The 12,306-nt window shown below is 56.8% G+C and carries 10 protein-coding genes; 3 read left to right on the forward strand and 7 right to left on the reverse strand.

Annotated features, from left to right (window positions below; all coding sequences use genetic code 11):
- Nucleotides 1–89: 89 nt before the first annotated feature.
- Entirely contained in the window at nucleotides 90–1,190 is a 1,101-nt protein-coding gene (locus ABIZ35_RS27575) for an NADH:flavin oxidoreductase (protein WP_348223157.1), read from the reverse strand.
- A gap of 85 nt (nucleotides 1,191–1,275) precedes the next feature.
- On the opposite strand from ABIZ35_RS27575, the gene ABIZ35_RS27580 reads away from it, so the two are divergent.
- The 3 genes from ABIZ35_RS27580 (at nucleotide 1,276) to ABIZ35_RS27590 (ending at nucleotide 3,919) form a co-directional block, all read left to right on the forward strand.
- Entirely contained in the window at nucleotides 1,276–2,199 is a 924-nt protein-coding gene (locus ABIZ35_RS27580) for a hypothetical protein (RefSeq protein ID WP_348223158.1), read from the forward strand.
- The gene (locus ABIZ35_RS27585; protein WP_348223159.1) at nucleotides 2,189–2,626 is read left to right on the forward strand and encodes a hypothetical protein; all 438 of its coding nucleotides are present in this window, start codon (nucleotides 2,189–2,191) and stop codon (nucleotides 2,624–2,626) included. The genes ABIZ35_RS27580 and ABIZ35_RS27585 overlap by 11 nt, the downstream gene beginning before the upstream one ends.
- A 756-nt stretch (nucleotides 2,627–3,382) precedes the next feature.
- Nucleotides 3,383–3,919 carry a hypothetical protein gene (locus ABIZ35_RS27590; protein ID WP_348223160.1) on the forward strand — a complete coding sequence of 179 codons (537 nt, stop codon included), beginning with the start codon at nucleotides 3,383–3,385 and terminating at the stop codon, nucleotides 3,917–3,919.
- 3 nt (nucleotides 3,920–3,922) lie between these two features.
- On the opposite strand, the gene ilvA is transcribed toward ABIZ35_RS27590, so the two are convergent.
- The 6 genes from ilvA to ABIZ35_RS27620 form a co-directional block, all read right to left on the reverse strand.
- Nucleotides 3,923–5,182, reverse strand: coding sequence for a threonine ammonia-lyase IlvA (gene ilvA, locus ABIZ35_RS27595; protein WP_348223161.1), 1,260 nt, complete (start codon nucleotides 5,180–5,182; stop codon nucleotides 3,923–3,925).
- Nucleotides 5,183–5,382: 200 nt separating this feature from the next.
- Nucleotides 5,383–6,279 (reverse strand): DUF1559 domain-containing protein, encoded by an 897-nt coding sequence (locus tag ABIZ35_RS27600; RefSeq protein WP_348223162.1) that lies wholly within the window; start codon nucleotides 6,277–6,279, stop codon nucleotides 5,383–5,385.
- Nucleotides 6,280–6,468: 189 nt separating this feature from the next.
- Nucleotides 6,469–9,678, reverse strand: coding sequence for a family 78 glycoside hydrolase catalytic domain (locus tag ABIZ35_RS27605; RefSeq protein WP_348223163.1), 3,210 nt, complete (start codon nucleotides 9,676–9,678; stop codon nucleotides 6,469–6,471).
- Nucleotides 9,679–9,806: 128 nt separating this feature from the next.
- Nucleotides 9,807–10,997: a substrate-binding domain-containing protein gene (locus ABIZ35_RS27610; RefSeq protein WP_348223164.1), complete on the reverse strand. Its 1,191-nt coding sequence runs from the start codon at nucleotides 10,995–10,997 to the stop codon at nucleotides 9,807–9,809.
- A 287-nt stretch (nucleotides 10,998–11,284) separates the two neighbouring features.
- A complete protein-coding gene (locus ABIZ35_RS27615) occupies nucleotides 11,285–11,905 on the reverse strand; it encodes an H-X9-DG-CTERM domain-containing protein (RefSeq protein ID WP_348223165.1) in 621 nt (206 codons plus the stop codon).
- Between the two features lie 187 nt (nucleotides 11,906–12,092).
- Nucleotides 12,093–12,306 (reverse strand): hypothetical protein (locus tag ABIZ35_RS27620; protein WP_348223166.1); only part of this gene is annotated, 214 nt, incomplete at its 5' end.

Genomic DNA, 12,306 nt, shown 5'->3' on the forward strand with positions numbered 1-12,306 from the left:
AAAATGCCAGTCTCCGAAATCTGGTCCCCCAGAATTGGGGCGGAGGGGCGAACATCCACGCGAATTGGGGCGGAGGGGCGAACGCGTCTTTAAGACAGCGTCGCCATCGCTGAGGCTTCGAAGTTCATGAGTTCGTCGGTGCGTCCTTCATGCACTTTCTTCGCCCATTGCGGGTCCTGCAGGATGGCGCGGCCGACCGCGACCAGATCGAAGTCGCCGCGATCCAGACGGCGCGCCAGTTCGTCGAGCGACGCGGGCTGCGAGGTTTCGCCACCGAAGGCAGCCATGAAATCGCCGCTCAGTCCGACCGAGCCAACCGCGATGGTGGGAACGCCCGTGAGCTTCTTGGCCCAGCCGGCGAAGTTGAGGTCGGAGCCCTCAAACTCTGGTTCCCAGAAGCGCCGCTGTGAACAGTGCAGGATGTCCGCGCCGGCGTCCACCAGAGGCTGAAGCCACGCCTCCATCTCGGCGGGCGTATTGGCGAGGCGCGCGGTGTAGTCTTGCTGCTTCCATTGCGACAGGCGAATGATGATCGGGAAGTCCGGGCCGACTGCCGCGCGCACGGCCGAAATAACCTCGGCGGCGAAGCGCGCTCGCTCACCGATCGTCGGGCCGTTATAATGGTCCGCACGCTGGTTCGTTCCCGACCAGAAGAACTGGTCAATCAAGTAGCCGTGCGCGCCATGCAGCTCGGCGGCGTCGAACCCGAGGCGCTTGGCGTCCGCCGCCGCGCTCGCGTAGGCGGCGATCGTGTCGGCGATGTCCTGCTCGGTCATCGTCTTCCCCAGCGGCTTGCCGGGAGCGTTCAGGCCCGACGGGCTCACTTGATCGCTCGCGGCAGGCCAGTCGCTGCCCTGCGCGCGCACCGCGCCGACATGCCAGAGCTGCGGCGCCATCAATCCTCCGGCGGCGTGTACGTCATCAATCACCTTCTTCCATCCAGCAAGCTCCCGCTCGCCATGGAAGCGGGGAATGTCGAGATGATTTACCGAAGTCGGCCGCGCGATCCCCGTCCCTTCCGAGATAATCAATCCGACTTCGCTCGCAGCGCGCCGGGCGTAGTAACCGGCGACCTCTTTGGTTGGGTATCCGCCGGGCGAGTGGGTCCGTGTCATCGGGGCCATGACGATGCGATTGGGAAGCGTCAATCCCTTGAACGTAAATGGCTGAAATAGACTATCGATAGACAAAGTTAATATCTCCTGAAAATTTGTGTACGCCTTATCTGCTTATATCGCATTCGGCTTTCTCAGAGTCAACCGAGGCGCGGAACAGATGGTTCCTGCCGCGCCGGAATTTATTTATCGATCGGTACAGGAATATCACGCAAGGGCGGTCTCAGGCCTGAGGTGGGGCACGCCGATCAAGCGCATCTTGGTTTACAAAACAAACTGGAACAGGGCGCTGTCGCTCTGTGAATTTTTTTCTTGTATTGGCGTACAATTAAAGTGTTGTGATGTCTATTCGCGCACCGGCGCTAAGTACAAATCCATTGAGGCTGATTTCATGGCTATCAAGAAGTATATCGATTACGGCGGCGCCAGTACCGAGGGGTTTGTGACAGTTCGGCAAACTCGTAAGTCCGTGCGAATGAGAGTTGTATGGCATCATGGGGATTTTATTGATGACAGAAAATATTCCCGTGAGAATTGGAGTTTGGATGCCGCCGCTAACCAAATTCGTGAACATGGCTTGAGCCGTGTTTGGCTGAACGTCAGAGACGTCGATAGGAACCTCGTGCAAGGGTTCGCGGATTTGGGAATTGAAATCGCTCATACTATCTCACCTAAGTCCTCACGTCTCACTTCTCGCGCGGAAACAGTGTCGAGAAAGCTTAAGCGCCCGCCGATTGGTTCGAGGGTCTCATTACACGAACATAAAAAAATAATCAACCATCTAGTCGCTGAATATCGCGGCATTGTCGAAAGCACTGATGAGGATGGGCATTCGACAACCGTTATTGAAGATGAATATGGACAGTCCACGGAGGTGCGTTTCGAAACCGTTGTTCTCCAGAAGCGTGGGATTGAAGCGGACTGTCGATTTTACTATCGTGTGTACCAGACTCCATCTGGCGGGAAATTTACTTTGTCACCCTGGAAAGCTCAAACATTAACACTGTCGGAATGGGAAGTGCTCGGGCAAGAAGCGCGGGAGATTGCCGCGATGCTGCCCGATCCAGAGCGCCATGCCGTTTAAAGCGAATGAACTTTATATCGAAGTGATTGGTGGCGGAGAGATTGGTGAAACGATTATTGTCGGGCTGCCGGATGGCTCGTTTGGCCTTATCGACTGTTTCACTCCCTCTCTCAGCAATCCTGACGAAAATAAAATATTGGCCCGTCTTCGGGAATTGCACGTCTCAGAATTAGAATTCATCGCTCTCACTCACCCACACGCGGATCATTTTCGTGGGATGAGTCACATTTTAGAAAAAATGCCTCCAAAGCAATTTTGGCAATTTGGGGGATCAACTAAGGCATTGTTCGAAGCCTTGCCACTTTACCTGATGGCGGAGGCTTTGGCGGGCAGCCATAAGATTGATAAGTCTAACGTCGAAGACCTCAAAGCAACACTACGATTGGTTGGCGAAGGTCTGAATTTCAAAAAAATACGTTTTCAATAAAATTGATTGGTCCGAAGTTGGTGTTGCTTTCAAAGATGGGGCTGTCGCAGGTGCAATTCTGGGAGTTCTTGCCGTATTGTTTCCGGAGATTGCCGTATTTGGAGCGTTAGCATGTGTGATGGTGATAACAACAATGGGACAGCTTGGACTATATTGTGCCATAACTGTCTTATTAGGCGAAGCTATAGGTGCCATCGATGGTGAACTTGACAAATGATAATTAAAAGACAATAATTAAGAATGAGTATGACTACAAAAAAAACAGCATTTCGATGGTTCTTAATGGGCGCTTTAGCTACTTTAATATTTGCATTCTTGGACGTAATTCATAGACGGGACTCGTCCTTGTTGGATCTAGCATTGAAAGGATATGGCCTTTCTACGGTATACGAATGTATTGCATACGTAAAAAAACTTCAGTAGTATATACATCCGTCTTTGTGTTCTATTGAGTTTCTGCCGCTGTTCAAACGTGCTTTCAGATATGTAACTACTCAGCCCTGTAATCTAGGGTTGCTCCATCTCGTTTGTCGTGAAAGACGAATATCCTCGGTGATAAAGATATTTTCAAAATCGGGAATCTTTTTGGATTCTCAAACGTTTCCATAGATATGAGTGTGCCTTCCGTCTGTCCTATTCAGCCAGTGCCTCCCGCAGTTTTAGAGAAGCTCCTCCTGCAAATGCAGGAGGAGAACGTTCAGCTTCGGCAGTTCAACGCCCTTCAGGGCGAGCAGATCGCCACGATGACCGAGATCGTTGTGCAACTTCAATGAGTCCTTAGATCATAACGAATTAAGCGCGGCGTTTCTCATTGAGTTCGGAGACAGTCGCATACTGCTTGGCGGGGATGTTACAAAAAACACTTGGCAGTCAATTTTTGATAATCAAGATAACAACCATGTTGACTTCACAAATATCGTGTTTGTGAAAATCAGTCACCACGGATCCTCCAATGGTTATTGTGATGAGCTATGGCCGAACTTATCGCAAACTAATCGCCCACTGGCGGGATTCACGCCATATCGCCGAATGCTGCCGCAAGATGCAGCGATAAAGCACATCGACAAGCACGCAGGCGCCATTGTTGCTACTGGAATGCCACATCGCGGAACCGCACCGCAAACGATGGAATTCCCAGCTGGTACGCCGGAACTTGTGAAGAGCATGACCAAGGGGATCGCAAAATCGGCGCGTCCAATTTCGCACGCCGGCAGCTTTTCTATTTCAGTGAATGCTCATGGAAATATTACTGGCCCCGATTTGATGGGAAGCGCTGTATCTCTCCAGCAATAGCCGTTATAACACAAACCGGAACAGGGCGCTGTCGCGCCCGATGATTTCGTAGCGCAGGCCGATGCCGTCCATGCGGGCGAGGAGGGGAGTAAAGTCTTCCTTGGCGGTCAGCTCGATGCCGACGAGGGCGGGGCCGTATTCGCGGCTGCTTTTTTTGATATATTCGAATAGCGTGATGTCGTCGCCGGGGCCGAGGGCTTCGTCCAGATAACGGCGCAGGGCGCCGGGGCGCTGGGAGAACTCGATCAGGAAGTAGTGCTTGAGGCCGCGATCGATCAGGCTGCGCTCGATGATCTCCGGGTAGCGGGTGATGTCGTTGTTGCCGCCGCTCAGAACGCAGACGATGGTCTTGCCGCGCAGGCGCTCGCCGAGAACGGGCAGCGCCGAGATGCTGAGGGCGCCGGCGGGTTCGGCGATCACCCCCTCGTTTTGATAGAGATCGATCATCTCCGTGCAGATTTTTCCCTCGTCGATGGTCATTATTTCCGGGTGGAGACGGCGGCAGATCTCGAAGTTGTGGTGGCCGGCGGTCTTCACGGCGGCGCCGTCCACGAAGGTGTCTATCTGGGGGAGCGTGACGGGGTGGCCCGCTTGCAGGGCGGCGAGCATGCAGGCGGCGCCGGCCGGCTCCACGCCGATCAGTGTCGTGTCGGGAAAGTAGTGCTCGCTGTAGAGCGCGAGGCCGCTGATCAGGCCGCCGCCGCCGACGGGCGTCACGATATAATCGGGCGGCGTTTCCAGCTCCTCAAAGATCTCCACTCCCACCGTGGCCTGACCCGAGATCACGCGCGGGTCGTCGAACGGGTGGACGAAGACTTTGTCTGTGCCGTGCGCATATTCGGCGGCGAGACGGTAGGTGGCGTCGAAGGTGTCGCCCACCAGCTCGATCTTGATCCAGTTCTCGCCCAGCGCGCGCACGCGCTGCACTTTCTGCTTGGGAGTATTCTGGGGCATGTAGATGCGCCCCTGGATTTCCAAAGCGCGGCAGGTGTACGCCACGCCCTGCGCGTGGTTACCGGCGCTCGCGCACACCACGCCCCGGCCTCGCTCCTCGGCGGTCAGCAAGCTCATCAAATTATAAGCTCCGCGAAGCTTATAAGAGCGAACGACCTGTAAATCTTCCCGCTTGAGATAAATCTGCGCGCCGAACCGATCGGACAGCCGCGCGTTGAGTTGCAGCGGCGTGTGCGTGACGATGGAGCGAAGCCGCGCGTGCGCCTCCTCGATTGATTCGACGGTGACGGGCGATAAATGGGTGGTCATATCCCATTATACTTCCCAGGCTACCGTAATTAGGGCGGACTCGCCTTTGATGAGAGTTCTGGGGGACCTGCGAAGATTGCCCCTCCGCCCCAATTCTGGGGAACCCGATTTCGGACTATGGCATTTTCAGGTCCCCCAGAATTGGGGCGGAGGGGCAATCCTAATGCGGAGAGGCAATCCTAATCCAGTGGGCGCTGCGGCTACCGTGTGCTGAAGGTCACGGCGAATGTGCTATTGGCGGTTCCCGCCGCCATGCCGTCGCTGACGGACGGGCAATCGGGGAGCGCGGGCGTTCCGTTGTAGTTGCAGTCTTCGGCCGAGGCGACATATCCGCCGGATACTGAAGAGCCGCGATACCACTTGGCGTGGCAGTCCGTCATCAGGTAGTTGGATCCGTCCGTATGGAGGCCCGTCCGCGCCGCATATCCCCCTCCGTACGGAGGTTTCAGGATGGCGGCCGAGCAGTCGCTTCCATTCAGGCAGCCGGTCATGAGATTGCCGCCCTCGGCGTAACGATCGGTCCGGAACGGATAAAGTCCCGCGCCGGGATTGCCGTTGGTAACGCTGGAAACGACATTCGCTAAGCCTCCCGATTCTGTCGGGTCTGTGACGGGCCCAAAGATTCCCTTGACTTCACACAGCAAGACCGTCTTCGCGGGAGCCGCCAGCGCCGCGATGGCCTGACCGCCGATGCGGGAATCGGAGGAGTTGCCATCCGTGCGCAGGAAGTTAAGGTTAGCGGCGTAGGAGACGGGATACGAAACGACGGCGCCGTTTGTTCGCTGCGACGTATCGTCATCGGGGCATTTGAAGACGCCGGTGCTCTTGACGTAAGGATAAATCGTCCCCGCCCAGCCTTGTCCCAACCCACTCGGGATGACGCCGATGGGGAAGCTCTCGTCGTTGTCCTGGGTGTACTGCGTCATGCCAAGGCCGATCTGTTTCAAATTGGACAGACAGGAAATTTGGCGGGCCTTTTCGCGGGCTTTCGCGAAAACAGGAAAAAGAATGGCGGCCAGAATCGCGATAATAGCGATGACAACTAGAAGTTCAATCAAAGTGAATGCGTTTCGGGAACGGCTGCTGTTAGTAAACATGATGTTCTCCTCGTTAGCTCTAAGATTTCGAAATGGCGCACAGGGAGCCATTTGCCTGTGGCGATTGATTGCAATGATCGTATGAAAGATCATTTGTATTATAATGCGTTAACAGCTTTCCGTACATGGTAAAAATGGCGCAATACTTGTCTCTTCTGGCAAGTATTGCGCTCTGGATTCAAGAAACTGTTACTTCGTCTGCGACTTCAGCACCCAGCTGCCCGAGGCCATTTCCCGTGAAACGCCGTCGGGAGTCGTGACGGTCGCCGTGGTGTTCGCCGGGATCGTCACGTTCATGGTGACGTTCCGTCCCTCTCGTGTCCAATTGGATACGATCATGCCCTTTGGCGAATCGAAGGAGCACTTGACCCATTGGAGATCGCCCAGCATTTGCGGCTTGATCACAATGTGTGAAAAGCCGGGCTGCTTCGGATCATAGTGGATACCCCCAAGTGTTTGGTAGAACCAGGCGTCCACGTTGCCCGCCTGGATCAATAGGGCTTCGCTGTTCATGCCGGGATCGCGTGTGTCGTAGTCCCATCGCTCCCAAATGGTGTTCGAGCCGCTTTTGACCATGTAACCCCAGCTGGGGCGGGTCGTCTGTGTCGCCAATTTCCAGGCAACATCGGCTCGGCCATAATCCGTGAGCACCTGCATCAGCCACTGGTTGCCGATCAAGCCAACGGTGAGATGCCCGTCGTGCGTGACGAGAATATCGTTGGCGAGGTTATCCACGATCTTCTGACGCTCCGTCGGGTCGGATGGAGTCAAGCCGAAGGCCAGCGGCAGCACGTAAGAGCATTGTGTTCCGCTGGTATAGGTGGATGTTGCGGGATCGTAGAATCGGGCGAGAAAGGCTTTGGCGAGGGCATCGGCCAACTCGCGAAACATCCGTGCGTCGTCAGTTTTGCCGAAGCGCTCGGCGGCGCGCTGCGCGATCCTCACGTTGTTGTAATGATAGGTCGACGCTACTAAGTCCAGCGGGGTCTTGCCATTGTCTGGGATCTTGCCGCCGATCGTGTAACCGTCGCACCAATCGCCCCAGTCGACGCCCTGGGTGGTTCCATCGGGAAGCGCATGAATGCGCTGCATCGCGAGGACCCACCGTTTGAGCGCCTCATAATGGTCCTGCTGGAGGCCCGTATCGCCGTAAAATCCGGTGTACCAGTCAGGAATGATCGAGTAGACGCTCGGCCACTCCAGGCCGTTCCCCAGTTTCCAGTACATGGAGACCGACGGAAGGCTTCCGTCCTCGCGCTGTGATCGCCGAATGTCTTGCATCCACTTTGTGTAGAAAGCGGCGACATCGAAGTTATAGGCGTCGCTTTCGCTGTCCTTGGCCGGATCGCCCTCCCAGGGCATCCGTTCGTCCCGGTCGGGATCGAGCGGCGCGCCGCGCAGGAACATCTTCATTCCCGTCACCATGGCGGTGTGAATCTTGTTGACCGTGTCATTGGAGCAGGAGAAGCTTCCGACTGGCCGCACGTCGGTGTGGATGTCCAGGCCCTCGAAGTTTTCGAGTTTGGGCGTTCCGTGAAAGCCCATCACCTGGAAGCGCCGGAGCCCCTGTCCTCGGAAGACTGGGTTCCATGTCTCCATGCCGTCTCCTGCAAACGTATAGCGATCGGTGGAGAGCGCGGAGCGGTTGTCGGCGGTCTTGAGCGTCCCATCGGTATTCAGGGCGTAAGCACTGGTGATCTGTACGGTGTCGCCGCGTTTGCCGCGCGCCTTCAGCCGGATGTTTCCGTAGAAAGTCGCGCCCATGTCCAGGACGTACACGCCGGGCTTGGGCGAGGTGATCTTGATGGGCTTGACGATGCGTGTCACACGCATTGGCTCGATCATTTGCGCGACAAGAATTCCGCCGGGGGCGGGCATGATGTCGGGCGCCGTCCAGATCGTGGAGGATGCGGTGTAACCTGGCTCCGCCCATCCGGGAAGCTCCATGCGCGCGTCGTAGATCTCGCCGTCGTACTCGTTGTTGGAGCGGATCGGCCCCTGATCGGTCATCTTCCAGGTTTGATCGCTATTGATCGTTTGCTGGGAGCCGTCGGAATAGGTAATTTCAATCTGCGCCAAAACGCGCGGCGCGCCGAAGTTTTGCGAGCTATAGGGTTCGACCATCCGGGGAGTATGGTAGCGGCCGTTGCCGATCACGACGCCGATGGCGTTCGCGCCATTTCGCATGAGGTGCGTGACATCCGTAGTCACATAGTAGTCTGCCTTTTCAAAATCGGAAAGTACGGGGTCCATCATATGATCCGTGGCGGGTTTGCCGTTCACGAATAGCTGGAAGAGGCCCAGGCCGCACACATACGCCGTGGCGCGGACGATCTTTTTGCTCGCCGTAAACTCACGCCGCAGATATTCGGCGGGCAGCAGTGGGTAACGCGAATCCCCGGCGGAAGAAAAATCTCCCCACGGCTGCATGCCGTATGCGCCAAGATCCATCGCCGGTTTCCAGGCGCCGTCTTCGAAACCGTTCGCGTTCCAGCCTGCGCCGGCCGTTTCCGAAGACTTCCACTCCGAGCCGGTCTGAAAGAGGGTTGTCTCGCCATCGACATATTCGATCTTCAGCGCGCCGAGGAAACCTGCCGGAGTTGGGTTCGTGTCGCCAGGATTTTCACCGGGATTGTTGCGCGCCTGCACGGCCAGTACGTTCGCGCCGTCGTGAAGGAGAGGAGCCACGTCGATCATCTGCGGCTGACGCCAATCGTCGCTCTTGCCCGCTTCCTTGCCGTTGACATACAGCGTGAAGGCGTTGTCTCCCGTTCCCACAAATGTGGCCCGTTTGACTGATTTTCCAGCCGGCAGATTAGCGGAGAAGCGAAAGTACGCGAGTCCGATCGGCGCGGCGGAGCTGGGCTGCGTCGCGTTCGGAAGCCAGATCCATCGGGCTTTGGAAAGCAGAGCCACCTCTGGATGAGACGCCTGGAAGTCTTTGCCGATCCAGGACGCCGTCCAGTCCTTCGGCGAGAGCAGACCCATGCTGAACGTCGCCGACTTGCTCCAGCCCGAGAGCCGCCCCTGCGTATCCCAGACCTGAACCGCCCACCAGCAATGGTCGCGCGACTTCAGCGCGGCGCCGCCGTAGGAGATCAGCGTGCTATTGGAAGAATCGACTTTGCCGCTGTCCCAGAGATCGCCTTTTTCTGCTTTGAGCAGCGTGGGCGACGAGGCGACAATGATCCGGTAGCTTGCCTGGAGATATCCTTTTTCCTTGGAAACATCCCGCCAGCCCAGGCGCGGCGCCGTCACATCAATCCCCTGGGGATTGTCGAGATGTTCGCAGGTCAGACGGTCGAAAGTCATCGCAGACGGCGGCTCTGCGGCGATGGAGGCGGATGGCAGGCAGGAAATCAGTATCGCCAGCGATAAAGACGTGGAAATTTTAGACACTCTCAAGTCTCCTTGACTTGTATTATAAGTGATTTTAAACGATCCATCCATGGCGAAATTGGCGAAAAACTTGTATGTGGCGGCAGAATGAGAGAGAACGAGGAGCGATGTGCGTCTATGGCGGCTTGCTAGCGTGCGTGGGTCAAGAGTGCATCTTCGGAGACACATCGGATGCTGTCGCGCTCGATCAGCCTTGTGGGCAGCACCACATGCGTCAGGGCAATCGTGGGGTGCTCGTGGCGGCGAAGGATCAGCTTCGCCGCCGCTCTGCCGATTTCTTCGAAGGATTGGGCCACGGTGGTCAGCCCGACCCCATTGGGCAGCGTTTGCAGAATGTCGTCGAGGGCGATCAGGGAAACGTCCTGGGGCGCTTGGAGGCCAAGCATCGCAAGATGGCGGGCGACACGGTCCGCTTCCTGACCGCCGGCGCAGATCATCGCCGTGGGGCGTCGCCCCAAAGGCTGTCGCACCGTCGCATCAAGCATTGCCCATACGTTCGCATAGTTGGGAGGAGGCGAGAGGACCATTTCATACGCTTCCGTGGAAAACGCCTCCAGGAGCGCTTGACGGTATCCTCGAATCCGTTCCTGCTCGGTGTGCGTGTACTCTCCGCTCGTGACAAAGGCGATACGCTGGTGCCCCTGATGAATAAGACGCCATGCGGCTTGACGCGTCGCTTCCCGGAAATCAGACCCTATGAAATCGGACTGTACGCCAGGCGTCGTTCGGTTCAGCAGGACAAGCGGCATATGCTTCGGCGTCTCCGAAATCCATTGGGGGATGCGGCAGTTCTGAGGATAATAGACGACGCCGCCAAAGCCCTGACGGAAGGCGTAACGGAGATGATCTTCTTCACTCTCTGGACTTTTCGGCCCTGGCTCCAAATTGTGCCCGATGTCAATACAGATCCCATGCCGCCCCGATCCCTGGAGGGCCTCATCCATTCCTAAGAACACGCGCCGCTGTGCGCTTCTCGCGAGTTCCCCGGCGTCCCAGCGCCACATGACCAGAGCAATGACGCGCGCGGGATCCCAAGCGGGCGCCATGGAGAGTGTCTCTGATCCGTTCGGCGGCGCCTTGGCTTCGCCCACGACGGCGCGGCAGTGGGGGCGTCGATCGAGAAACCCTTCCAGGGTCATCTCCGCGATCGCCGCGCGGATCGCTTCTTGGGCGACATTCAGCTCTTCCGATAATACGCGTATGGAAGGCAGCCTGTCTCCACGCCGGTAGCGGCCGGACTGAATGTAATCGAGCAGAAGCGCGTTCACATTGTTCGGCGAACTATTCGACTGTCTGTAGCGAGATGAGATTGTATCCATCGGTCTTTATCGGTTGATTTTACAGACGCCGCCAATGACAATACCAGTATTGCATAGAGTGGGATTCAATGGTCTTCAGGCCGTCTTTGTTTGTATTATAGGAGGAGCTGGGGATTATCGCCATGGTGATAATGGTAAGAAACTTGTCCATAATGGGAATTAAGTGGGAGGAGGCTTAATGGCTTCGACAAGCGTCTCGTGCGCCGGTCGATCCATTGCCGTCCACCAGATCGATCAAGCGCGATCACGTGCGATCGGTCTGGTGGTGATTCTACTTGGATCCGTTACTATCGGGTGCTGAAGGTGACGGCGAAGACGCTGTTATCCGTTCCGGCCGCCGTGTTGCTCCCCCCCGTGCAGCCTGCGATGGCGGGATTATTATCCTGGTTACAGGCGGCTCCGGAAGCGTCGTCGCCCTTAGAAACCGACGCTCCGCGGAACCATTTGGCGTGACCGTCGGCGAGCAGGAAGTTTGAGCCGTCCGTATGCCGCGCCGTGTTGTAATGAACCCAGCCGTATGCGTTCGGGCCGGGGCAGGTTCCGGGGTCGCCGCCGAGGCATCCTGTCGCCAGCCCGTCGACGATATTTGTCCCTTGCGTGTTGCCAGGTCCGTTGGTCGCCGAAGAATGGTAATGGTTGGGGTTGGTGGTGGTCTCGTAGGGATCCGTGATGACGGCAATGGTGCTGTAAGCTTCGCACAACAAGATCGTCTTTGCGGGAGCGGCCAATGCTGGGATGCTTCCCTTCACGTTTCCATCCGTTCGGGTAATGTCCAGGTTGACCGAATAGGAAACCGGGACCGCCGTCGCGTTTGCTTCGGGAACGGACTTCGTCGAATCGTCCGGACACGCATAAACCCCGGCGCTCTTCACATAGGGATAAACCTGCCCGGCCCAGCCGACGCCCAAGAAGCCGTTACTCGCGCCGCCCGCGCCGCCGGTTGGGTAGGCCTCATCGTTGAATGCGGAAGATTATATTTATTGTGCGGCAAAGCGTTTATTAGTATTTTCCAATATTTCCTTGACAAACTCCCTGACTTATTGTATGACTATTAGGCAGTTCGCTGCTTCATGAAATGATTTGGGCGCTAATGCGTCACCCTCGGAGGAAGAGTTGAAAATCAACGGCCGGATTTCGATGATCGTTACGGTGCTGTGCACCGCGATCCTGGGTTCGACTCTGCTCGTGGCCGGCTGCGGCGGCGGGGGAGGCGGGGGAGGTGATGTCCAGGGTTTTAAACAGGTCCACGTTGCGGCCTAAGGCGTCTTGTATGCTTTTTTTCTCAGCCGCACGGAACGCAGGGTCTGCC

Origin of the sequence: Capsulimonas sp. (genome assembly GCF_039929585.1) — a bacterium.
GTDB lineage: Bacteria > Armatimonadota > Armatimonadia > Armatimonadales > Capsulimonadaceae > Capsulimonas.